The sequence below is a fragment of the Actinopolymorpha sp. B17G11 genome (genome assembly GCF_040196095.1).
Classification (GTDB): Bacteria; Actinomycetota; Actinomycetes; order Propionibacteriales; family Actinopolymorphaceae; genus Thermasporomyces.
Window position 1 is genome coordinate 82,041 of sequence record NZ_JBEFTW010000008.1, and the last position, 23,738, is coordinate 105,778.

Below are 23,738 nucleotides of genomic sequence, written 5' to 3' on the forward strand. Positions count from 1 at the left end.
TCACAAGGCAGCAATTAGGCATGTCTGCGCACGGAAAAGCACCGGCCTTGTGTCGTCCTGGTCCGTCAAGTAGCGTCCGCGGTTTCGATCCGATGGTGAAAGCGGAGGTGCCCAAAGTGTCGGTGCGCGTGGGAATCCAGCTGTACTCCGTCCGGACCTCGATGGGCAAAGACCCGCATCGAACGCTCGAGAGGCTGGCAGAACTCGGCTTCACCCACCTCGAAGGCGCCAATCACCACGCGGACACCGATGACGGGATCGGGTTCGGCATGCCGGCCAGGGATCTGCGCGCGATACTGGACCGACTCGGCATGGATATCGTCGGCTGTCACATCAACCCGTTGAACCTGGACCGCCTGCCGGAAATCCTCGACTACCACGGGGAGCTGGGAAACACGCGGGTCGGTTGTGACATCGAGTTCTTCCCGTACGCGGACATGGACTACGTTCTCCGCCGCGCCGAGTTCTTCAACGACGTAGGTGAACTCTGCCGGGCGCGCGGGATGCGGTTCTATTACCACAACCACTACCAGGAATTTCAGATTGTCGACGGCCGGACGGTCTACGACCTGATCATGGAGCACACCGATCCTGGCCTTGTCTACGTGGAGATGGACACCTACTGGATGGCACGGGGCGGCCAGGATCCTGTCACGATGATGAAGAAGTACCGCGACCGCCTGATCCTGCTCCATCAGAAGGACTTCCCGCGCGATGCGCCGCAACCTCTGGTCATGTTCGAGGGGATTGTCGACCGCAACGCGCCGATCACGATGGAAACGTTTCTCGAGACGAAGGATCCCCGCTGCTTCACCGAGATCGGGACGGGCATCATGCCGATCCAGGAGATCATCGACACCGCTCTCGACTGCCCGAACTTCGAGTACCTCCTGCTGGAGCAGGACCACAGCCAGCTGGACGAGCTTGCCTCAGTGGAACACAGTCGTACGGCCTTCGACCGCTACACCGGCGTGTCGTGGGACTGAGACGGCGACTGACCTGTAGCGGTCGGTGGGGTGGGCGGGGTAGTCGCGGTCGGTGTGACCAGCGCGGTCACCGCGGTGAGTGCCTCGATCACACCTGCCCCCACCGTGGCCTGCGCCACGTAACCGCCGCATTTTCTGACCGCGTCCTTGACCTCCGCGTCGGCGTTGCCGGGTGTCGCGGCGCGGAACCCGAACGCGCCGTCCAACATCGACATGTCGTTGGAGGAGTCGCCGATCGCGAGGACCTGATCGGCAGGGACGCCGCACAGGTCCGCGAGAGTCGCCAGGACGTTGCCCTTGCCGGCCTGGCGATCGACCACCTGGACCAGCCGGGTGTTCCGGTTGCAGGCGAGTTCGCTCTCCGCGTCCAGCAACTGGTCCGCCAGCCAGTCGCGAAGGACGGCGGCGTGCTGGGACAGCTCCAGCCGGATGGTCGCCAGACCACGGCGCGCGATCTCGCTTCGGTCGAACCTCCTGGACGTCCACCCACGGCGATCGGCCTCCGCCGCCACCCTGTCCACCCACCGCATCGCCTCGTCGATGAGCGCGTCCCAACGTTTGCGGATGACGACGTTCCATTCGTCGTACGGGTGGTAGGCGGGAGCGGGTTGCCGGTGCTCGTCGAGAAGATGGATCTCTCGCTCGTTGGCGATCAGTGCCGCGAACCGGCCGGTCGCCGGGCCGACGTTGTGTCGCTCGAAGAGCTCGACCTGGAAGTCGAGCGGACGTCCGGTCGCGGTCACGCACATGACGCCCTTGGTCTGCAGGGTTTCGAGTGTCGTGAGCACCTGGTGGTCGATCGTGGTGCCCGACTCGAGGATGGTCCCGTCGAGATCGAGGGCGACCATGCGGACGGGTGGAGCGACGCGACGGTGGACCGACAAGCTTCTCAACTCCGCTCAGGGACAGGGCTACAGGTAGGACACGGCACCACAGATCATCACCCGCGTCGCCGTACGCCTGGGTGGTCGTGGTCAGGTTTGGTCACCTTGAGCTCGTCGACCAGCGCCTCGAGCGCGGGCAGGGCGTCGAGGAGAGTGCGCGCGGTCTCGTCTGGCAGCCGTTCCAGACACAAGGAGACGGCTCGTGTCCGCAGTGTCCGGATGCGCTGGTGGACGCGCCGCCCGGCCGGGGTCACCTCCACCCGTACCACGCGCAGGTCGGCCGGATCCGGACGTCGCTGAACAAGTTCCAGCTCGTCGAGCCGGCCGACGACCCGGGAGAGCATCGTGGGGTTCAGACCCTCGAGCCCGGCGAGTTCTGCCATGCCCAGCGGGCCGCGCCCCGTCACCAGACCGAGCACCGACGCCTGGGTCGGCGTCAGGCCCTCGCCCGTCGCCGTCGCGTTGAGCTCTCGGGCCAGCCTGCCGATGACGACGCGCAGGCGGGTAACCGTGTCGGCGTCCACCATCTCTCCACCTCTTAGTTGCCTGCCGGCAAGCAATGTAGTCTGACACAATGCGCACATCGGAGCCGTCATCACCTGAGGACCACCCTCTGCAGCGACGAGCTGGCTCCACCACCCGCCACGGACGGGGGCGCGGGAAGCGCAAGCATATGGTCCGTACGCCTGCGCCAGGACCGGCCTCGGCCAAGCAGGAGAAGCCCACCGAGCCGACATCGACGTCCGCACCGACATCGACGTCCGCACCGACATCGACGTCCGCACCGACATCGGCACAAGCAGCCGGCTCGGCCTCGGCGTCGACGTCGGACAGCCAAGGCAAGCCCCCAGCAGCGCCGGCGACCACCAGCGTCGGAGACGAACCGCTCCCCCGTCGCGGCATCGTCTTCGCCATCGTGTCGATCGCCCTCTTCATGGGCTCGATCGACCAGACCAGCGTGGCGACCGCTCTCACCGCGATCCAGCAGGACATGCAGACGCGGATCAACTGGAGCGGCTGGACGATCACGATCTACGCCCTCGGCCAGATCGTGGTGCTGCCACTCGCCGGCAGGCTCAGCGACCAGTACGGCCGCAAGCGCGTCTTCCTCGGCGCCATCGTGGTGTTCGTGACCGCCTCCCTGTGCTGCGGCCTGGTCGACAACATCTACCTGCTGATCGGGTTCCGTGCCCTGCAGGCGCTGGGCGGCGGCGCGTTCATGCCGTCGGCCACCGGTATCGTCGCCGACCACTTCGGCAGCGGGCGGGACCGCGCACTCGGCATGTTCACGAGCATCTTCCCGATCGGCGGCATCGTCGGACCGATCATCGGGAGCGTCTTCGTGACGTACTGGTCCTGGCGTGGGATCTTTCTCATCAACGTCCCGATCGGCCTCGTCCTCTTCGCCCTGGCGGCGGCGCTCATCCCGGCGGGTGGCCGCAAGCCGGTCGCTCGGACCGACGTCCGCGGAGTCGTGCTGTTCGCCGGCGCGATCCTGGCGGCGATGTACGGAATCACCACCCTCGGCAACGCCAGTACGCAGATCCTGCATCCGGCGTTCCTCGTCTCGGAGGTGCTCGCCCTGGTGTTGGCGGTGCTCTTCGTCCAGCACACGAGAAAGTCCGCCGCCCCGTTCATTCCCTGGCGACTCCTGCGCGGCAAGGGATTCGGGATCATGAACCTGATCAACTTCTGGTTCGGGACCGCCGCACTCGGATTCGGGGCGCTGCTCCCCCTCTACGCCGAGGCGCGCTTCGGCTTCGACGGGCTGGAGGGCGGGACGCTGCTCACCGCCCGCGCGGTCGGGATGATCTGCGTCGCCGGGCTCGCGGTCCTGGCGTTGCGCCGTACCGGCTGCCGGCTACCGATCGTCATCGGATTCCTGCTCGTCGCCGGCGGGCTGGTCGGACTGGCGTTCGCCCCGGTGGGGAGTTCGTCGTACGGATGGCTGGCGGTCGCCACCGGCGTCACCGGCCTGGGCATGGGCCTCGCCGTACCCGCGTCGAACAACGCGAGCCTGCAACTCGCGCGCGACCACCTCGCCGCGGTTGCCGGGCTCCGTGGGATGTTCCGGCAGTCCGGGTCCATCGTGGCCGTGTCGATCTCCACCGCCGTGCTCGCGCGAAGCAGCGATGCCGGGGCGACGCAGGCGTACATCTTCCTCGTCTTCGCGATCATGCTCGTGTGCATCACCCCCCTCGTCCGCCTCGTTCCCGAACACCGCGGAAGGTGGTAACCGGGACTGGCGATCAGTCTCCCTGTCGGTGCGGTGGTCCTTCGATGTCAGCCGTCGGATGTCAGCCGTCGAACGACGGGCCTGCGAGGCGCTCGCCCCCTCCGAGTGCGGATTCGTGCGCGACGATCCCGGGCGCGGTCCACGCGGCCGAGGTCACCGCGTCGATCGCTGGCGGCCGTTCCTCGACGATGCTGGAGATGAACTCGTGTACGAGGTACGGATGGGATCCGCCGTGCCCGGCCGTCTTCGTGGTCACCGGCCCACCGTCGTGCGATTCCAGCGTGTACGTACGGACGAACCGGGCGAGCTGCTCCGGCAGCCGGTGCGCGTAGTCAGGCGGCTCCAGGACGGACTCGCGGGCGTGCCGACCGCGTGAGCCCTTGGGTGACTCCGCCGGGCCGGCCGGCTGCAGTTCGAACAACCGCATCGCCTCGCCCGGCGCCCCCGACCACTCGAGGCTCTGACGGTCGCCATAGACCGAGAAGCCCTCCACGTAGGACCTCGCGGTCTGGAAGAACGACATGGTGACGTCGGCGACGACATCGGAGTCGGCCAACCGGAAGAGTCCCACCTGCAGCGGGAAGGGATTGTCGTACGACCCCACCCGATCGGCGGTCAGCTTCGACGAGCCGTACGCGGTGACATCGGCGACCGTGTTGCCCGTGAGTGCGAGGATCGGCGACAGCGCGTGGGTGATGTACTTCATCGGCGGATAGCCGCGCCAGTACTCCGGATATCCGTCGAGGTTCTGGATGTGGTAGCCGCGGTAGAAGGTGAGGCCGCCCAGCTCACCCTTGCGATACATCTCCTCCGCGACGAGATACTCCCGCCCGTAGACGGCGGTCTCCATCATCATGTAGTTCTTCCCGGACTCGCGCTGGGCGGCGACGATCGCGTGCAGGTCCGCGATCTCGCTGGCCATCGGCACTGCACATGCGCAGTGCTTCCCCGCCCTGAGCACGGCCAGCGCGTACGAGGAGTGAAAGGCGACCGGCGCGAGGATGTGGACGGCATCCCAGCGTGCGTCGGCCAGCACCTCGGCAATATCGGTGAAGCGTGCGGCGATCCCATGCCTGTCGCCCACCTCGGTGAGCCGCTCCCTCGACTGGTCGACAATCCCCACCTCACCCACCGACGGATGGGCGGCGTACAACGGCAGGAAGTCCTCACCGAACCCCAACCCGACAACGGCGACGTCGACTGCTCCGGTCCCGTTCATCCTGCCTCATTCGTTGTTGTCGTCCCGCTGGACTGCGCGATCCGTGCCGCTTTGCGGTGTCTCGTAGGGGAACTGGCGTGTGTCGCATCCGCTGTCTCACATCGCGTACAGTCCACTGTCTCGGATTCCGAGACCAGCGCGTTCGATCGTTGCTCTCTGTACAAGTGCTGCTGTCGTACTACGCAAGGTGTGCTTGCCACTCCTTCCTCATCGAGTCGAGATAAGGAACGCTCCGCTGAGCGGTCGGGCTGGTGTGGGCGACCAGATGAGTACGTACGGCGTCGAGGAAACTCTCGCGCTCCTGCAGTCCGTAACCGTCGCAGAACTCGCGGAGCCGAGGCCCGCGCGGAAGGACCGGGAGACCGATCCGGACGCACACCTCGTCGGGGTAGAGCGGGACGAACGACCATGCCGCATGGGCCACGTCGGCGAGGGCCGGCGCCGGACCGGCGAGATCCCAGTCGATGAACGCCGTGGGCCTCCCCTGCCGGTAGATCGTGTTGTACGGCGCCAGATCGTGGTGGCAGATGATCAGTCGCCCAGAGGACTCATCCGCCGATCCCGTTCGGCGCCACACCGCGTCTGGTGGCGGTCGGAACCCCTGCACGGCATCGTGAAACCGTCGGACCAGCTTCCCGGCAAGGGCCAGCGTCTGCTCACTGTGCCGGACGTGACGGCCGTCATCACCCTCGATGAACGTCAGCACTTCGCGGCCCTCATCGTCGATCCCGCGCACGCGAACCTCACAAGGCCGGGCCGGCCCCACTAACGGGGCAGCTCGACGACGCCGAGGTCGGTGGAGATCGCGGCGGCGGCCTTCTGCACAGCCGCGATGATGCCTGGCAGCGCGTCCTCGGTGAAATCACGGGAGAACCCGGTGACGCCCACCGCGTACCTCACCCGGTCCGAGGCATCGAAGACCGGGGCGGCGACGCAACCGATCTCTGCCTGTTCCTCTTCGATTTCGATCGCATATCCGTTGGCGCGGGTCGTTGCGAGTTCCTTGCGGAAGCCCTTGACGGCGGGGCGTCGGGCATTCGGACCGGATCCGGCGACCAGGTGGTCGAGCAGCGGCGTGAGTTCTGCGTCGGGCAGGTGAGCGGCGATCGCCCGGCCGAGCGCGGTCAGGTTGAACGGCGCGACCTTACCGATGAACGTGTCGAACTGGATGAATCCGGGTGTCGCCGCCTTCGCCACGTAGACGATCGCCGTCCCGTCGAGAGCGCCGAGGTGAGCCGGCATGCCGACCGTGTCGCTCAGGGCGCGGAGGTGCTGGCGGGACACACTCGCGGGATCGATCTTGCGGACCAGGCTCGAGGCCATGGCGTACAGCCTGAGGGTCGGCTGCCAGAAGTGGCTTCGGCCGACGATCTGGCGGGCGGCGTATCCGCGTTCCTCGAACGTCTGGACGATCGACGCGCACGTGGCCAATGGGACACCCGCGGTCTGGGCGAGCATGGTCAATGTCAGCGGGCCTTCGGCCTCGATCAGGGTTTCGAGGACGGTCAAGGCACGATCGGTCGACGGCGAGGCCGGCCGTGCTGCTGGCTTGGCGCTCACAGGGGCCCCCTTGCTCCCGCGTTCGCAGGTTCTTACGACATATCGAAGATTAGCCTGGGCCGGTCAGTCCGCCACGACACCCTCCAGGTCGAGCGTGTCCGCGTAGTGGCACCGGGCGGTACGACGAGAACGCAGCGGAAGGAGAGCTGGCTCCTCGGTGTCGCAGCGCTCCTGCGCGTACGGACAGCGGGGATGGAACGTGCACCCGGCCGGCGGGCTCGCCGGGTCTGGAACCTCGCCCCGCAAGGGGATGCGCTTCCTGCTACCCCGTAACCGAGGGTCAGGCAGTGGCAACGCCCGCAGGAGCGTCTCGGTGTAGGGGTGCCGGGGCCGTTCGAAGAGATCGTCGGTCGTGGCTTCCTCGACGATCCGGCCGAGGTACATCACGGCGACCCGGGAGCAGAGGTGCTGGATCACGGAGAGATCGTGCGAGACGAAGACGTAGGTCAGGCCGAGCTGTTCCTGCAGATCGTCGAGCAGGTTGAGGATCTGGCTGCGTACAGACACATCCAGGGCCGACACCGCCTCGTCAGCGACCACGAGGCGCGGACCCGTGATCAGGGCCCGGGCGATCCCGATGCGCTGCCGCTCGCCGCCGGAGAACGCGTGCGGGTAACGCCGCATGTACTCCGGCCGGAGGCCGACGAGCCGCAGCCCTTCGGCGACCCGCTCCCGGAGTTCCTCTCCACGGGCGAGATCGTTTGCCAGCAAGGGCTCCCCGACGATCTGGAGCAGGGTCATCCGCGGGTTGAGCGAGGAGTTCGGGTCCTGGAACACGGTACGGATCTGACGCCGGTACGGCCGTAGCTGCCGGGTGCCCATCGTGGCGAGGTCGACGACTGCGCCGTCCTCGCGGCGGTAGCGGAGCTCGCCGGACGTCGGCTTGTACGCGCGGAGGATGCAGCGGCCAAGTGTCGTCTTGCCGCACCCGGACTCGCCCACCAGGCCGAGCGTTTCCCCTCGACGCACGGTCAGGTTCACGTCGGACACGGCGTTGACGGTCATCCGTGCGCCCATGCCGAGGAATCCCCGACCGACGTGGAACCGCATGGACAGGTTGCGGATGTCGAGCAGTGCCTCGGGATCGCTGCCTGTGCCAAGTGCGGACGCGTCAGAACGTTCCCGCTCCGACCGTACGGCCGTCATCGGCGGACCTCCCGTCGTGCCGTCGTTCCGTCCCGGACGGCCTCGGGCGTCTCATAGAGCAGGCAGCGAACCGAGCGCCCACCGCCGTGGACCTCCGCCGACGCCGACCCGTCCGTTGCGAGTCTGGGCGGGAGTGTCGTCTCGCAGAGTTCTGCCATCGCGTCGCGACACCGCGGATGGAACGGGCAACCGGCAGGGCGCTCGTACGGGTGCGGAACCATCCCGGTGATGGTGGCGAGCCGACGTCTGGCCCGCCGACCGACTCTGGGCACCGACTCCAGAAGTGCCTTGGTGTACGGATGACGTGGATCGTGGAACAGTTCGTCGACCGCGCAGTACTCCGCCACAATGCCGAGATACATCACCGCTACGTCGTCGGCGATCTCCGCGACCACACCGAGGTCGTGGGTGATGAAGACGACGGCCATGCCGGACTGCGCCTGAAGTTCCTGCAGCAGTTCGAGGATCTGCGCCTGCGTCGTGACGTCGAGCGCCGTCGTGGGTTCGTCGGCGATGAGGAGCTTGGGCCGGCAGGCGAGGGCCATCGCGATCATCGCGCGCTGCCGCATGCCACCGGACAGCTGGAAGGTGTAGGCGTCCACTCGGCGCTCCGGCCGTGGGATGCCGACCCGGCGGAGCTCCTCGATCGCGCGGTCGCGGGCGTCGCGTTTCGTGACATCCTCGTGCGTACGGATGTTCTCGGCGATCTGGTGCCCGATCGTGTGCACCGGACTCAGCGACACCATAGGCTCCTGGAAGATCATCGCGACGTCCCTGCCGCGGATCTGCCGGACGGCGGTGCCCTTCGGGTCGAGCTGGGCGAGGTCGAGTACGCCGTCCTCGGCCGCCGCGACGGCCGCCCGGTCACGCCGAGACGGGTGCCGTGTCGTCAGGACCTGATGATCGGGGCCGAGGCGCAGGAGCACTTCACCGGCGACGATCCGGCCCGGGCGCTCGACGAGTTGGAGGATCGACCGCGCCGTGACGCTCTTGCCGCAGCCGGACTCTCCGACGATGCAGAGCGTCTCACCGGCCCTGACAGTGAGGTCAACGCCGTCGACGGCACGCACACGACCTTCGTCGAGCTCGAAGTGGGTCCGTAGCCCGCGAACGTCGAGCAGTGGAGCGCCGTTCTGCTCGGCATGGCTAGCCATCGTTCCTCCCCTCAGGTTTCGTACGGATCGGCGGCGTCGCGGAGGCCGTCGCCGGCGAAGTTGAGCGCCACGACCGCGACGATGACAGCCGCGCCCGACAGGAGCAGCCAGGGAGCCGTCGACAGCACACGGATGTTCTGCGCGTCCTGCAGCAGGACACCCCAGCTCACCACGGGCGGTTGCAGTCCGAGGCCGAGGAACGACAGTGCCGTCTCCCCGAGGATCATGCCGGGAATGGTGAGGGTGAGCGTCGCGATGATATGGCTCGTGAACGCCGGAAGCATGTGCCGGTTGATGATCCGCATCCGGCGTACCCCATCCAGCTCGGCCGCGAGCACGTAGTCCTCCGACCTGATCTGCAGGAATCGGCTGCGGACCACCCTCGCCAGCCCGGTCCAACCGATCAGGGACAGGATGATGGTGATGGCGAAGTACGTCTTGATCGGCCCCCACCCCGGCGGCACAGCCGCTGCCAGGCCCAGCCACAGCGGCAACGTGGGCACGGACATGACGAACTCGATGACGCGCTGGATCACGGTGTCGGTGACACCGCCGAAGTAGCCCGAGATCCCACCGAGCAGGACGCCCAGGACCAGTCCGACGAGGACACCGATCAGTCCCACCGACATCGAGATCCGTGCGCCGTAGATCAACCTGGTCGCGAGGTCACGACCCTGCTCGTCGGCACCGAGGGCGTAGAACGGCCGACCGGGTTCCACCGGGCCGAAGAAGTGGATGTCGCTCGGGAACAGCCCCCACAGCTTGTACTTCTCGCCTTTGACGAAGAAGCGGAGCGGAACGCGCGTGGACGTGTCGACGGTGAACTCCCGCAGCATCGTGTCGGGGTTCGCCCGCGTGCGGTAGTCGTGGACGAACAGCTGAACACCACCGTCGAAGGAGACGTGCACGCGCTGGGGAGGCGCGTAGGAATAGGTGGCGCGATAGGTGTCCGGCGTTGCCGGTGCCCAGAACTCACAAAGTGCCGCCGTGAGATAGATCAGGCCCAGCACGACCGCCCCGACGACTGCGAGCTTGTTCCGGCGGAACCTCCACCAGACGAGTTTGTACTGCGGCGCCTGCCTCATCGGTATCCCTCCCGCACGCGGGGGTCGACGAGGGCGAGCAGGATGTCGGAGACCAGGGTGCCAATGACGGTGAGGACGCAGGCGATGAAGATGATGCTGCCGGCGAGGTACATGTCCTGGCTCTCCAACGCCCCGAGCAGCAACGGCCCGGTGGTCTGCAGACCCAGCACCGTCGCGACGAGCACCTCCCCGTCGAACAATGCGGGGATGAGCCAGCCGATCGTGGCGATGAACGGGTTGAGCGCGACGCGCACCGGATAGTGCGCGATCAGCCGGCGCTCGGAGAGTCCGCGGGCTCGACCGGTCACGACGTAGGGCTTATGGAGTTCGTCGAGCAGGTTGGCCCGCAAAATGCGGATCGTTCCGCCGATGCCGCCGAGGGACAGGACCAGGACCGGCAGCCACACGTGGTCGAACAGGTCGAGCAGTTTGCCGAGGTTCCACCTGGCGCCTACGTAGTCGGGTGAGAGCAGTCCGCCGACGGTCTTGTCGAAGTAGCGGAACTGGATGTACGCGACCGTGAGAGCAAGCAGGAATCCCGGTATCGCGATGCCGAGGAAAGCTACGGCGGTCAGCACGTAGTCGCCGACGGAGTACTTTCGTACCGCCGAATAGATTCCAGCGGGCAGCGCGACCGCCCAGGTGAACAACAGGGTCGAGAGGCCGAGTGCGAGAGTGAGCGGAAGGCGCTCGGCGAGCAGGGTCGACACGGAACGCCCATACTCGAACGACTGGCCGAAGTCGCCGTGGAGGATGATGTTGGTGATCCACTTCCAGTACTGCGCGATGACCGGCTGGTCGAGGGCGTACCTCTCCTTCAGCGCCGCGAGCTGCGCTGGATCGACGTTCTGGCCCGTGCGTGACAGGTTCGCAACCACCGTGCTGAGGTAGTCCCCGGGTGGCAGTTGGATGATCAGGAACGACACCAACGACACCAGGAACACCGTCGGTACGACATAGAGCAGCCGACGCAGCAGGTAGGCGACCATGACCGGGCGGGCCCGCTCAGGTGTGTTGCTCGGGGTGTTTGAAGTACAGCTGGGACAGGTCCATCGCCGCTTCGTACAACGTGCGGTAACTCGCCACCGCGTCGTCGCGAACATTGCCCATGTCCGCGCTCACAACCACCGGCGCGAATGCCGACTGGACCGTGCCGATGATCCAGACGTTCTTGTCGTGCAGCTTCAGGATCTCCTGCCCGAGCGCGAGTCGCTGGTCGTCGTCGGCCTGCTGGACGAGCTCGTCGTAGAGCACCTGCAGCTGGCGGATCTCGCCGTCGGGCTTCATCGAGAACTCCCCCGCAGGATCGCCGTACCAGTTGCCGTACTTCGGTGCCCAGTAGGTCAGACCGCTCGTCGGGACGTACCACAGCGAGTCGATGTCCCACAGGTAACCCGCGGGGACATAGCAGTTGAGGTCGAAGTCTCCGTGCCAGATGCTCGCGTACCAGAGCTCGGACGAGACGTTCTTGATTGCCAGGTCGATGCCGACCTGCGCCCAGTAGCGCTTGACGAACTCGAGAATCTGGACGGTCGGTACGCCGACCCCGATCGTGAAGGTCTGGGCGACGAGCTTCATCGGTTTGCCGTCCGGGCGTAGTCGCATGCCGTTGTCACCGCGGTCGGTGAGCCCGGCCTGGTCGAGCAGGTCGTTGGCCTTGGCCTCGTCGAACTCCGTGAACCGCATGCCCATGCCGTCGATGTAGTACGGATCCTCCGGCTGTGCGCAGGGGTGCTGCAGCCGCCCCTGGCCGGCGAACAACGCGTCCCGCATCTCCTCGCGGTTGATCGCGTGCGAGACGCCGGCGCGGAAGTCGATGTCCTGGAAGAGCTCGCGGAGGACCGGGTCGGGATGGCTCTGGTTGAGGTTGAGGGCATGGAAGAGTCCGTCGGGCTTCCACCGCAGGAACCGGAAACCCTTGTCCTCGGCGTTCCTGATCAACAGCGGTGCCGACTGGTAGCTCAGGTCCCAGGCGGCGAGGTCGACCTGTCCGTTCGCCGCCCGGAGCCCGAACGCCTCCTGGTCGAGGAAGGTGTAGGTCGCCTTGTCGATGTAGGGCAGCTGCCGGCCGTCGGGATCGACCTTCCAGTAGAACGGGTTCCGCTCCGCCGTGGCGTTGTTGCCCTGGGGCTCTTTGGTGATCCGCCACGGGCCGAGCACCGGCAGGTCGGCGTTCTTCCAGTGGTCGTGCCGGGAGTGGTAGTGGTCGATCCACGCGTCGACACCCGCCTCCGCGAGCAACGCCTGCACCTTCTCCTCCCCGGCGATATCAGGGTGGAAGGTGCTCATGTAGTGCTTCGGCTGCAGCAACGGGTTGACGCCGCCTGCGAGACCGACGAAGCAGAGGTACTTCAGCAACAGGCCGTGTGGCGCGGCGAACTCGATCCGGAACGTCTGCTTGTCCTCCTGCACGAACTTCCCGGGCTCGCCAGCGGTGGACAGCCAGCCGGGGAAGACCGGGCACAGCTCCTTGTTGAGGTAGACGTACTCGTAGACGTACATGAGGTCGTCGGTCGTGCAAGGTTCGCCGTCGGACCACTTCAACCCGTCGCGGAGATGGAAGACGTAGGCACGTCCCTCGTCCTCGACCTCCCACGACGCGGCGACGCCGGGGCTCGGTTCGGGCGGGGTCGTCGGACTCCACTCGACCAGCCCCGCCCAGCCCATGTACTGCAGGCCGTCGCTGTTGAGGTCGATCTGCCCGCGCTGCATCGTGCCGCCGTAGATCCCCGCTTCGTTCAGCGGCTGGACCACGAGCGGATCCTTCGGCAGGCGGGCACTGAGTTTCGGCAGCTGTCCCGCCTTGACGCGTTGGGCCAACATCGGCGCCTCCTTGGCACCTTTGGCCGCGGCCTCCGGCCCTGCCGCCCGGTCGGGGTCGGTGGAGAAGAACGAACAACCGGTGAGGGCGTAGGCGCCCATAGCCGCGCCACCCAGCGCCAGCAGGTCTCTGCGGGTGTAACTCGAGGTCGTCCTGATTGACATCGGGGGCCCTCCTCGTGGTCCACGACCGAGGCGACTCTTCGAAACCTGAGATACATATACGAGATGCGAGATGATACCGCGTAGGGGCTTGCGTGGCCACAGTCCAGCCGCCTAGCATCCTTCGAAAATGCAGATATGTATCTGAAATCCCAGAATAAGGGTTCCAGAACAACAGTCCCAGAAGGATCCGAGAAACCAGTGGCGGGGCCGTTCTCGGCACAGCTCGTGGACGTCGGCCTCACGGACCCGGAGGTCCCCATGGCAGGCACGCACCGGGCGGCACACCTGATCCCGCGCGGCGGAATCCGGGCGTCGCAGTGCGGCGGTAACACGGTCGGCGCGACGCTGCGTGAGCCCGCGCCCCGAGCCGACGGCTACCGTCATATCGACACCCCGGCGATGCTGGCGAAGCTCACCGAGCTCGGCGCCAACACCTATATCTATGGCATCTGGGACTCGCCGACGGACTGGGACGACCTACGGCTGGAGTTCGCACCCGCTGCCGCGCGGGCCGGGATCGACGTGTGGGTCTACCTCGTACCACCGAGTGAGACCGACCGGCACGGTGGTCGCGCCTCCCGGCCGTATGTCATGGACTATCTCGCGTGGGCCCGTGCCTGCGCCGAACTCTCGGTCGAGCAGCCGAACGTCAAGGCCTGGGGCATCGACGACTTCGAGTTCAACCAGGACACCTTCACCCCCGACTACGTGGCGCGGATGCGCAAGATCGCACAGGACATCAACCCCGACCTGGCGTTCTACCTGTGTACGTACTACCACGCGGCGACAAGCGACGAGTTCCTCGCGAAGTACGGGCCCCATCTGGACCTCGTGCTCTATCCGTTCCTCGACGGGCACCATCTCAACACCCTCGTCGCGAGCAGCGTCGGGCCGTGTCTCGACAACATCCGCGCCGCCGTCGAGCCGTACGACCTCGGCGTGGTCCTGCTCGCCTACACCGGACGCTTTCTCGACGCGTGGAACGAACCGAGCCCTGACTACAACGCGGCCGTCGTCCGTTCCGGCCTGGACTATGCCCGCGACGGTCGGATCGCCGGCGTCACCGCCTATGGCCTGCAGCTCGACGACGCGCCCACGATCTCCTCGACCAACAAGGCGATGTACGGCAACGGCCGGCTGAGTTTCCTGGTGCCGCCGGTACGAACGAAGAAGGGCGCGTACGCCGAGGCGTCCCAGGTCGTCGCCGTGGAGCCCGACGCCGCCCGCCACGAACTTTCCTTCTGGCACAACGACATCTTCAGTGCGCGGTTCGGTGAGCCAGGTACGCATGTCAAGCAGGTGCTCATCGACGGCGAGGTGATCTGGTTCGAGGACGTGTGCCAGCACGGGTTCGCGCTGTGGCAGCAGTGTTCGACCCTGCACGGCCCGATCGACGTGAGCGACCGGTTGCGGGGAAAGGCCAGCGCCACCCTGGCGTTCCGGCTCCTCGAGGCTGGAAGCAGCGACGGCGTGTTCCCGGTCGACGTCGGATTCGACCACATCGAGACCATCGGGTTCACCGTGGAGAACCCTGGGTTCGAGACCACGGACGGCTGGCGTCTGACGACGAGCCACGGCGTCCCCGTCCCCAGCATCGACATCGCGGTGCCCGACCGGCCACGGCAGTCGTTCGCCGCAGTGGCGGCCGAGTACCACGCGGCGGCCGCCGAGCTGGCCTGAAGCCAGTCTTCGACATGGACGAGATCCGGATCGGCGTGGCGGGCCTCGGCCCTCGAGCGGTCGGCACCTGGATCCCGATGCTCCAGCGGATACCAGGGTTCCGGGTCACGGCGCTGTGCGACCCGATCGCCCCCTTGTTGGACCGGGCGCGGGCGCAACTGAGCTTTCCGTCGAGTGTGCGTACCTACCAGGCGTACGACGAGTTGCTCGGCGATCCACGGGTCGACGCCATCGCGCTGACCGTCCGGACCGCGCGTCAAGGCGACCTTGCCGCCATTGCGCTGGAGGCCGGAAAGCACGTCCATGCGGAGGTCCCGGCCGCCCACGCGATCGAGGACTGCTGGCGGATCGTGCTCGCTGTCGAACGCACCGGCCGGATCTACCAGCTGGCCGAACAGACACGGTACTGGGGCTTCGTCGAGGCCTGGCGGTCACTGGTCGCGAGCGGAAGGCTCGGCCGGATCACCTTGTGCGAGGGGCAGTACTTCCACCACTACGTCGCAGGGATGTTTCAGGATCCGCACACCGGCGACCTGCTTGGCCCCGCCGCGCTCGCGGCCCATCCCGACGCCCGGCCGACGTGGGCGCAGCTGATGCCGCCGATCCACTACCTGCCGCACGAGCTGAGCCCGATGCTGCGGGTGCTCGACGACCGGGTGACGCAGGTGGTGGCCATGAGCACGGACGCGCCGAGCGCCGCACATCCTGCCCTCGCCCAACCGGACATGCAGGTCGCTCTCATGCGTACCCGGAAGGGCACCCTCCTGCGGATGGCTGCGAGCTTCGCTCAACCGCATCCGGACGGCAACTGGCACTGGTACCAGGTCCTCGGCACCGGCGGCCGGGTGGAATGGTCCCGTGGCGCCGGCGACCGGCCGAAGCTGTGGCTGGCCGACGAGCAGTTGGCCGACCTCGCCGACGCGGACTGGCGCTACGAACGCACCGACGCTCCATCCGAGGCTCGCGGCAGCGGCCATGGCGACGCCGACTACTACACCCATGTGGCGTTCCGGGACGCCGTGCTAGCCGGCCGGCAGCCAGAGTTCGACGTCTACCAGGCGATGGACACCGCCGCGCCCGCGGTACTCGCCGCGGAGTCGATCGCGCGCGGCAGCGAACTGCTGACCGTCCCGGACTTTCGGCCACACCCCGGGCGGCAGGAAGGAGAAGGCCCATGACCATCGGTGTGGTGCTGAGCGGGGACCAGACCGTCGGCCGGTTCGGCCGCTACCTTGCCGAGATCCTGCGGGCCGAGGGAATGGTCGACCACGAGATCGTCGACCTGTCCGACGAGAACCTCGGTGGCCTTGCAAGTTGCGACCTCGTCCTCGTCGCGCGGATCCGCCCCACCAAGGCGCAGGTCGGCCGGCTGCTCGACTACGCCGCTGCCGGCGGCCGGCTGATCCTCGTCCGCCCCTCCCCGCTGCTGGCCCGCACCCTCGGCCTCGTCTCCACGCACACCATGGTGGCGCCCGCGTACGTACGACCGGGTACGGCGAGTCCGCTCGGGAGCGGCGTGCCCCAGGAACCGATCGAGACGCACGTGCCGGCTGATGCGTACGCACCCGACGCACTGCCCGACGGTGCAGTGACCGTGGCGCGGCTCCAGGCCGACGTCCGCACGCCCACCGCTTTCCCGGCCGTCGTCGAACTGCCCTACGGCGCGGGCCGCGTGGTCGTGTTCACCTACGACCTGCCACACGCCGTCGCCCTGATCCGGCAGGGCGACCCGGGCCGGATCGGTGGCCACGGTCTCGGCGCCGGCGAACCGTACCGCATCCAGGACCTGCTCACCGGTTTCGCCGACCCGCGGTGCTGGCACCTTCCGCAGGCCGACATCCACGCGATGCTGCTCGGCAATGCGGTCAACCACCTCGCCCGCCACCCGCAGCCGCGGTGGTGGTACTACCCGACACCTGAGCTACGGAGCGTTCTCGTCCTGGACTCCGACGACGACTGGTCGGCGCCGGAACACTTCGACGCCCTCATCGACGCCGTCGAGTCCCACGGTGGACAGGTCACGATCTACCTGATGTCAGGCACGACGCGTGGGACGGTCGCCACGAAGGAAAGGGTCGCGCGGTGGCGCGAGCGCGGCCACTCGTTCGGGATCCACCACGATCCCTCCGATCCGGCGTACGGCGGGGAGGACCAGGAGGAGATCCTCCCCGAGGTCGTACGCAAGGACGTCCGTGAGTTCGCGGAGGTCTACGGCGGGGTTCCGGCCACGAACCGCAACCACTGCGCGGTCTGGAAGGGCTACGCCGACCTACCGAAGCTCTACGCCGAGCTCGGGATCGACATGGATCTCAACTCCATGAACGTGGGCCCGTCATGGCTTGCCTATCTCACCGGATCCGCCCGACCCATGCGGTTCGTCGACGCCGACGGCACGGTGATCGACTGCTTCCAGCAGGCGACTCAGGCCTATGACGATCTGTCCGTCAAGGAGTTGTTGACAGCGGATCCACTCGGCCAGGCCGGCCTGACCCGACTGCTGATGGAGGACAAGCTCGACCGCTACTTCAGCCCGCTGTCGATGCTGTCCCATCCGGTGTCCTTCGCGACCTACTCCAGCACGTACATGCACCGCTGCTGGACGTCGGCGCGCGAACTGGGGATGCCGATCTGGAGTGCGTTCGCATGGGCGGAGTTCACCCGGGCCCGCGACGCCGCACGGATCCACGACACCAGGTGGGAGGGTGAGACCTTCTCGTGCCAGGTGACCGGCCGGTCGCCTGCCGGGGGGTTGACGGTGGTGCTTCCGGTCCCGCTCACCCGCGTGCACGAGGCACTGGTCGATGGCGAACCGGCGAGGATCGGCGGGCTCGAGATGTTCGGCTGGCTGTCGGTCCTGGTTTATGTCGAGCTGGACCCCGGCGACGACCGCACCCGCCACCTGTCGTTGACCCTGCACCCGGATGCGAGCTGACGAACGTCAGGACAGCGCAGCCGAGCTGAGGTCAGGAAGCAGGTCGGCGAACTCGCCGAGCATCCGGTCGATCATCGCGACTTCCTCGGCGTCGAGAAGGTGCGCCGGCGCCCGGCAGTGCGCGCTCTCGAACAGGCCACGGCGTACCGAGATCAGCTTCTCCGCGGCGATGATCAGCTCGGTGTCCAGCATCCAGTAGGAGATGTACGGAAGCAGCCGCCGATGCAGCTCGGTCGCACCCTTGGTGTCGTCCCGCTCGAACCGGCGCCAGATCTCCACGTAGACCTCGGTGAGCGAGCAACCCGGCTGGACTCCGATCGCACCACGGCGTACGGCGTCGGGAAGCTGCACACCGGCGTACCCCACCAACGCCGGTAGTGCAGGGTCCTGAGTGCCGAGTGCGGCGATGAACGCGCCGGGCGGCGTCGACTCGACCTTCACCAACGCAAGGTTGGGGAGGTCACGGGCGACGGTCGCGATCGTCGCCGCGTCGAGGCTGGTGCCGGTCTGGTGCGGTGCATACTGCAGGACGACCGGTGTCGGCGCCACCGCCTCCAGGACGTCGCGGACGTGCCGGCGCACGGCGGCGGGCGAAGGGCCGAGGAAGTATGGCGGCAGCAGATTGATCAGGTCGGCGCCTGCGTCGACGAGCCGGCGCGCATGAGCGACCGCCAGCCTGGTGGCATGGTCCTGGACGGCGATGACCGCCGCGACGTCTGACCGGTCCCGCGTCTGCGCGAGCACGATCTCCGCGAGTCGCCAGCGCTCGTCGTCGGTGAGCTTGTGGAACTCCGAGGCGAACCCAGGAAACATCACGCTGGTGACTCCGGTGCGCAGGACGTAGGTGACCACTCGCGCGAAGCCTGCATAGTCCACGTTGCCCTGCTCGTCGAACGGGACCTCCAGGACGGGCGAGACCCCACGCACCAGGAACCTCGAAGCGGGCACCTGCCCCGGTGCTGTCGCGGCCTGCCGCGGGTCGTCAGTCGCGGTCATCCGCACCCCCGCTCCCAGCCGGACTCTCGAGGACTTTCAGTATCTCAGTCATATTTCTCGTATTCCGAACGATGCTATTCAACCACAGCGGAACGGCCGGGGAAAGGTCATGACCAGCGTGGCGGCAGGTGGCGGCCCAGGAGGTGTGCGACCACCCCGCCGAGGACGCCGGCACGTTGCTGCTCGGTGATGCCTTTCCAGTCCTGGACGCGGGCGAGTTCCGCGCGCGGCACGGTGTAGGGGGCATCGGTCGAGAACACGCACCTGTCCGTCCCGATCTCCTCGTCGCGGGCGAACTCGCTGAGCACGGTGTCCCATGGCGCGTACGACGTGTCGGCGTACAGGTTCGGGGCATACCGCAACGCCGGCGCGGCATCGATCCAGAAGTCGGTCGCCCCGCTTCTCCCCATGAGGAACGACAACTCCGGATGGCGGCGGGCAAGGGTCGCGACCGGGAGCGGCAGGGCGGACGGCGGGGTGCCGGTCCGGAGGTAGACGAACCAGTCCTGCTCCGACGCGAACGCAAGCAGGGGGTCGAGCAGCCCGTCGAGGACGTCGAACCCCTGCAGGACCGGGTCGACGGCCAAGGCGACAGCGCCCGCGTCCCGCGCCCGGGCGAGGTCGTCGACCGCTCGCGGGCCCGCCCACGGGTTGGCGACCGCGTACGCCGCAAGGCGTCCGCCCGAGACGAGCGCGGCGCGACAAACCGTCTCGTTGCCTTCCCGGTTCGCAAAGGCGGTGCAGCGCTCGTCAGGAGCGACGAGCGCCCGGTCGATACCGAGCTCGGTCATGGTGGCGAGAAGGTCGTCGACGCTGAGTGCAACCTCGCGTCCCACGCCGAGCCGGACATGCGCGTCGATGATCATGGCGTTGCCGCCTGTCCCGGTTTCCCCAGTCCGAGTGCGGACAGGGCGTCGGCGTGGATGATCTGCTCGATCGCCTCCGCCGGCACGCGCGGGAGTTTCGTACCCTCCACGATGTCGTTGACGCTGCGGAGTCCCGCCATCGCCTCGCCCGAGGTGGAGATCGGATAGTCCGAGCCGAACAACAGCTTGTGCGGCACACCCCATTCGGTCGCGAAGGTCAGCGCCTCCCACAACAGCCACGGCCGCAGGTAGACCGACGACACGTCGGCATAGGCGTGCGGGTGCTTGCGGATCACCGCCACCGTCTCCCGCACGAACGGATGCCCCATGTGCGCCATCACCACCCGCAGCTCCGGAAAGCGCAGTGCGATGTCGTCCATCACCAGCGGATGCGTGTACCGCAACGGAGCTTCACGAATCGGCGACGTGCCCTGATGGAACAGGATCGGCAGCCCGGCACGCTCACAGTAGCCGTAGAAGCGTTGCGCCTCGTCGCACAGCGGGTCGAAGTTCTGGTAGTTGGGACCGAGCTTGACACCCACCAGGTTGAGCGCACGACAGCGTTCGACCTCCTCGAACACCTCCGGCGTGCGGGGATCGACCGACATGAAGCCGATCCGCTTGTGCGGGGCGGCGGCGACGAACTCGGCCGTGGCGTCGTTCGTACGTTCCGGTGGATACGGCAGGCCCGTGGCGCGCAAGGGATCATCGACCGCGATGTTGAACACGATGGAGATGTCGGCCGCCGCCTGCTGCCGGTCGAAGTCGGCCCAGGAGTTCGTCGTCACCACCGGCCGGTCCGAGCGCCATCCTTCGAAGACGAGCCGCTCGTCCTCCGGCACCTCGCCAGGGTGGGTCGGCGTGTGGTTGTGGACGTCGACGATCACCGGGCCACCACATCCCTTCTGCTGTTGGCTCTGTCGGGTTCCGTTGGCTCTGTCGGGTTCCGTTGGCTCTGTCGGGTTCCGTTGGCTCTGTCGGGTTCTGGCCGCTCAGTGCAGCCGCGCCAGGACGTCGTCGCGCAGCCGTACGCCGAGACCGGGTCCGGGCGGAAGCCGCACGGTCCGGCCGTCGCTCGGCAGCGGTTCGGCCAGGATGTCCTCGGCGTAGTAGTGCGCGCCGATGATGTCGGACGGGAGATCCGTGGTGAGGCCAGGCATCGCGGCGGCGGCATGAGCCTGCGCGGCAGCGCCGAGACCGAGTTCGCCGTTGGACCCGAGCAGGCTCTGGAGCCCGAACGCATGGGCGACCCTGGCGAGCTCAACCGCGCGACCCGGCCCACCCGCCTTGCCCACATAGACACTCACCACATCGGCGGCATCGGCACCGATCAGCCGGCGGAGATCTGGCAGGTCGAAGACCGACTCGTCGGCGACAATCGGGAAACCGAGGTCGCGAAGTGCCGCCATTCCCTCGAGGTCGGATCTCTCGACCGGCTGCTCGACGAAGGCGATGTCGTAGGGTCGAAGCGCCTCAACGGCGCCCCGCGCCTCACCGCGACGCCAACCTCCGTTGGCATCCACACCCAGGAATCCCTGCTCACCCACCAGCCTCCGAGCGAGCGCCACCCGCGCGAGATCACCGGCAACCCCCAGACCCACCTTGACCTTGAACGCCGCAAAGCCCGCCTTGACGGCCGCGGCATGCACCTGTTCCAGCCGTTCGCCGTCGCCGGAGAGCGAGAGCTTGATCGGAACCTCCGTCCGCAGTGGCCCGCCGAGCGCGACCGCGAGCGGTACGTCGAGGCTTCTGGCGTACGCATCCCAGAGTGCGGTAGCGACGCCCGCCTTCGTGAACGGGTTGGCCGCCAGCCGGTCGTCCATCAGGTCCTCCAGCGCCGCGACCGGCGCCAAGGGACGGTTGACAAGGGCCGGAGCGAGCACGGTCTCGATGAAGTGGCGGGCGGAGACCCCGTCCTCACCGCTCCACAGCGGCGTGGCACTCACCTCGCCGAACCCCTCGACGCCCTCACTCGTCACCACGCGGACGACACAGAAGTCGGAGTGGTCGTGGCTTCCCCTGGCTCCGTGGACGATGAGGTCCGGGTGCGCCGGAAGGCTCACCAGTGCGGTGTGGACCGCGGCGACCGTGGCAGCGATCGGTTTCGGGCTCGCCTTGCCGGCCAGGACCTCTGCCGCGGTCGCCGTCGTATCGCTCATGTCGCCACCTTCCGCGGGCCGATCCACTTCTCCAGCAGTGCATGTGGTGCATCGACGAGCATCGCCCGCCGCTGGTCCGGCGTCGCTCCCCAGCCGTCGATCTCCCGGACCCGCGCGACCGCGTAGTCCTGGCTGGGCTTGTCGGACAGTCCCGCGTCCGTACCGAACAAGACCTTTCCCGGCGGCGCCTGCGCGAGAATCGTGCGGGCGGCGTACGGCGGGGTTCCGCACACACACAGGTAGAGGTTCGGCGTCTCCACCGTCGCGGCGAGCGCCTCCCGCCAGCAGTCGTGCAAGCCGCCGTGGCCGAGGACCACCGGAAGTCGCGGATGCCGCCGCGCCAGCGCGGCGATCTGCAGCGGCGTGGAGTACGGCGGCGTGCCGTCGTGGCAGAGCAGCACGCCGCCGGCCGCAGTGACGACCTCGCAGATCGGATCAAGGCTGCGCTCGTGCATCGAGAACCCCTGCAGCCACGGATGGAGCTTCAGGCCGGCCATGCCTAGCGTCGTGAAGCAGCGTTCGACCTCGGCGACCGCCGTGCGCTGGCGAGGACTGGCCGTCCCGAAGGCCAGCATGCGGTCGGGATACTCGGCGACGAATCCCGCCACGTCGTCGTTCGCCTCGGGTGTGGGGTCGAAGAGGCCGTCATGACTCAGCACCACGGCGGCATCGATCCCGGCGGAGTCCATGAACTGCACGAACTCACCGGCACCGAACGCCGCACCGGCAAGCCAGGTCGCGCTCTTCCACGCCGGTGTGTGCGTATGAAAGTCGATCACGGCTACTCCCTCCGCCTGGATGGACGTGTAGTCGCCCGCCGGGCGACCTCCTCTGCCAGGCTGAGACTGGCAAACCCCTCCGCGAAGCCTGGCACGGCCTTGTCCACGCGTCCCCTCACCAGGTCGACGAATGCCTCCACCTGCCGGTCGAAACACCGGGTGGTCCGATCGACGGGATCGTCGACGACCTCGACACCGGTTGCCATCGTCAGCCGCAGCCGGAAGGTGAACCCGTCGAGCACGGCGTAGGCACGCTGGCCCAACAGGCTCAGCTCACAGCGCGGCAGCCCGTCGGTCAGCCAGCCGAACTCCACCAGGGCGGTCGTCCCTCTGGGGTACGCGAGCCGGGCGCCGGTCAGGTTGGGCGCGGCGAACGTTGCGTCCGTGCGTACGGCCCAGGCATCGGCCACCCGCTCCGGCGGTCCGCCCAGCACGTACGCCAGCCAGTCGAACACGTGCGCGCCCTCGTGGACGACCGGCGAGCCATGGGCGAGCGCCTCACGGATCCGGTGACTGTGGGCGGGGTCGGTCGGGTCCAGGCGTTCGTCGTAGATGTGTGCGCGGATCAGCAGTGGACCATCGAGCGGGCCGTCGCGAATCCAGGTCCGCAGCCTGGCAAGAGCCGGATCATGTCGATAGGTGAGGCCCACCTGGAGCCGCGCGAGGTCCGCAGGCGGAAGCTCGACGAGAGCGTGGGTCGCCGCGACGGAGGTGGCCAGGGGTTTCTCCGCCAGCACGTACTGCCCGGTCCGGAGGATCGTGACGGCGAGTCCGGTGGTGACCCAGGGTGGGGTGGCGAGTACCACGGCGTCGGCGGCGGTAGCGCTGCCGAGGTCGTCGATGTCCGCGTACGCCGGAACGTCGCTGCCTGCCGCCTCGACGGCAAGCGCTCGACGCTCGGGACGCGGATCGACGACACCGACCAGGGCGACCCTCTCCGAGCGCAACAGAGCTGGAAGATGCGCGCCGAGTCCGATGTCACCGAGCCCGACGAGCGCAACGCGGACCGGGGTGGTCGAGCCGTCGTCCATGCGTCCACCGACTCTCCCCAACGATCTGAGATATCGGAAA

The 23,738-nt window shown here is 67.6% G+C and carries 21 protein-coding genes; 5 read left to right on the top strand and 16 right to left on the bottom strand.

The window, feature by feature from the left end:
- Positions 1-116: 116 nt before the first annotated feature.
- Complete coding sequence (locus ABN028_RS11035; RefSeq protein ID WP_349696533.1) at positions 117-986, top strand: sugar phosphate isomerase/epimerase family protein; 870 nt, start codon at positions 117-119, stop codon at positions 984-986.
- On the opposite strand, the gene ABN028_RS11040 is transcribed toward ABN028_RS11035, so the two are convergent.
- Positions 962-1,834 carry an HAD family hydrolase gene (locus tag ABN028_RS11040; protein WP_349696534.1) on the bottom strand — a complete coding sequence of 291 codons (873 nt, stop codon included), beginning with the start codon at positions 1,832-1,834 and terminating at the stop codon, positions 962-964. The two genes, ABN028_RS11035 and ABN028_RS11040, sit on opposite strands and share 25 nt — an antisense overlap.
- A 92-nt stretch (positions 1,835-1,926) precedes the next feature.
- Complete coding sequence (locus ABN028_RS11045; RefSeq protein WP_349329429.1) at positions 1,927-2,397, bottom strand: MarR family winged helix-turn-helix transcriptional regulator; 471 nt, start codon at positions 2,395-2,397, stop codon at positions 1,927-1,929.
- A gap of 146 nt (positions 2,398-2,543) precedes the next feature.
- Between ABN028_RS11045 and ABN028_RS11050 the strand changes: the two genes are divergently transcribed.
- Positions 2,544-4,106 carry an MFS transporter gene (locus tag ABN028_RS11050; RefSeq protein WP_349696535.1) on the top strand — a complete coding sequence of 521 codons (1,563 nt, stop codon included), beginning with the start codon at positions 2,544-2,546 and terminating at the stop codon, positions 4,104-4,106.
- 61 nt (positions 4,107-4,167) lie between these two features.
- Here the strand turns inward: ABN028_RS11050 and ABN028_RS11055 are convergent, their stop codons facing one another.
- From ABN028_RS11055 to ABN028_RS11090, 8 genes are all read right to left on the bottom strand, one after another.
- Positions 4,168-5,325: a Gfo/Idh/MocA family protein gene (locus ABN028_RS11055; RefSeq protein WP_349696536.1), complete on the bottom strand. Its 1,158-nt coding sequence runs from the start codon at positions 5,323-5,325 to the stop codon at positions 4,168-4,170.
- Between the two features lie 178 nt (positions 5,326-5,503).
- A complete protein-coding gene (locus tag ABN028_RS11060) occupies positions 5,504-6,061 on the bottom strand; it encodes a phosphotransferase (RefSeq protein ID WP_349696537.1) in 558 nt (185 codons plus the stop codon).
- A gap of 29 nt (positions 6,062-6,090) precedes the next feature.
- Complete coding sequence (locus ABN028_RS11065; protein WP_349329425.1) at positions 6,091-6,885, bottom strand: IclR family transcriptional regulator; 795 nt, start codon at positions 6,883-6,885, stop codon at positions 6,091-6,093.
- Positions 6,886-6,948: 63 nt separating this feature from the next.
- Positions 6,949-8,031 carry an ABC transporter ATP-binding protein gene (locus tag ABN028_RS11070; RefSeq protein WP_349696538.1) on the bottom strand — a complete coding sequence of 361 codons (1,083 nt, stop codon included), beginning with the start codon at positions 8,029-8,031 and terminating at the stop codon, positions 6,949-6,951.
- Complete coding sequence (locus ABN028_RS11075; protein ID WP_349329423.1) at positions 8,028-9,185, bottom strand: ABC transporter ATP-binding protein; 1,158 nt, start codon at positions 9,183-9,185, stop codon at positions 8,028-8,030. Before ABN028_RS11075 ends, ABN028_RS11070 begins: the two co-directional genes overlap by 4 nt.
- 11 nt (positions 9,186-9,196) lie before the next feature.
- Positions 9,197-10,270, bottom strand: coding sequence for an ABC transporter permease (locus tag ABN028_RS11080; RefSeq protein ID WP_349696539.1), 1,074 nt, complete (start codon positions 10,268-10,270; stop codon positions 9,197-9,199).
- The gene (locus ABN028_RS11085) at positions 10,267-11,259 is read right to left on the bottom strand and encodes an ABC transporter permease (protein WP_349696540.1); all 993 of its coding nucleotides are present in this window, start codon (positions 11,257-11,259) and stop codon (positions 10,267-10,269) included. The genes ABN028_RS11080 and ABN028_RS11085 overlap by 4 nt, the downstream gene beginning before the upstream one ends.
- 16 nt (positions 11,260-11,275) lie before the next feature.
- On the bottom strand, positions 11,276-13,255 hold the full coding sequence (locus ABN028_RS11090) for an ABC transporter substrate-binding protein (RefSeq protein ID WP_349329420.1): 1,980 nt from the start codon (positions 13,253-13,255) through the stop codon (positions 11,276-11,278).
- Positions 13,256-13,513: 258 nt separating this feature from the next.
- Between ABN028_RS11090 and ABN028_RS11095 the strand changes: the two genes are divergently transcribed.
- Genes ABN028_RS11095 through ABN028_RS11105 form a run of 3 tightly spaced genes read left to right on the top strand, consistent with a single transcriptional unit; the run spans position 13,514 to position 17,867 of the window.
- Entirely contained in the window at positions 13,514-14,935 is a 1,422-nt protein-coding gene (locus ABN028_RS11095; RefSeq protein WP_349696541.1) for a hypothetical protein, read from the top strand.
- A gap of 14 nt (positions 14,936-14,949) precedes the next feature.
- The gene (locus tag ABN028_RS11100) at positions 14,950-16,113 is read left to right on the top strand and encodes a Gfo/Idh/MocA family protein (RefSeq protein WP_349696542.1); all 1,164 of its coding nucleotides are present in this window, start codon (positions 14,950-14,952) and stop codon (positions 16,111-16,113) included.
- Positions 16,110-17,867 (top strand): DUF4350 domain-containing protein, encoded by a 1,758-nt coding sequence (locus ABN028_RS11105; protein ID WP_349696543.1) that lies wholly within the window; start codon positions 16,110-16,112, stop codon positions 17,865-17,867. The genes ABN028_RS11100 and ABN028_RS11105 overlap by 4 nt, the downstream gene beginning before the upstream one ends.
- Before the next feature lie 6 nt (positions 17,868-17,873).
- On the opposite strand, the gene ABN028_RS11110 is transcribed toward ABN028_RS11105, so the two are convergent.
- The 6 genes from ABN028_RS11110 to ABN028_RS11135 form a co-directional block, all read right to left on the bottom strand.
- Entirely contained in the window at positions 17,874-18,863 is a 990-nt protein-coding gene (locus ABN028_RS11110) for a dihydrodipicolinate synthase family protein (protein ID WP_349329416.1), read from the bottom strand.
- A gap of 107 nt (positions 18,864-18,970) precedes the next feature.
- A complete protein-coding gene (locus ABN028_RS11115) occupies positions 18,971-19,729 on the bottom strand; it encodes an amidohydrolase family protein (RefSeq protein ID WP_349696544.1) in 759 nt (252 codons plus the stop codon).
- Positions 19,726-20,616, bottom strand: a complete 891-nt coding sequence (locus ABN028_RS11120) for an amidohydrolase family protein (RefSeq protein WP_349329414.1) — start codon at positions 20,614-20,616, stop codon at positions 19,726-19,728. Before ABN028_RS11120 ends, ABN028_RS11115 begins: the two co-directional genes overlap by 4 nt.
- 105 nt (positions 20,617-20,721) lie before the next feature.
- Positions 20,722-21,888 carry a mandelate racemase/muconate lactonizing enzyme family protein gene (locus tag ABN028_RS11125; protein WP_349696545.1) on the bottom strand — a complete coding sequence of 389 codons (1,167 nt, stop codon included), beginning with the start codon at positions 21,886-21,888 and terminating at the stop codon, positions 20,722-20,724.
- Positions 21,885-22,667: an amidohydrolase family protein gene (locus ABN028_RS11130; RefSeq protein ID WP_349696546.1), complete on the bottom strand. Its 783-nt coding sequence runs from the start codon at positions 22,665-22,667 to the stop codon at positions 21,885-21,887. The genes ABN028_RS11125 and ABN028_RS11130 overlap by 4 nt, the downstream gene beginning before the upstream one ends.
- Positions 22,668-22,669: 2 nt before the next feature.
- A complete protein-coding gene (locus ABN028_RS11135) occupies positions 22,670-23,698 on the bottom strand; it encodes a Gfo/Idh/MocA family protein (protein WP_349696547.1) in 1,029 nt (342 codons plus the stop codon).
- Between the last annotated feature and the right edge of the window lie 40 nt (positions 23,699-23,738).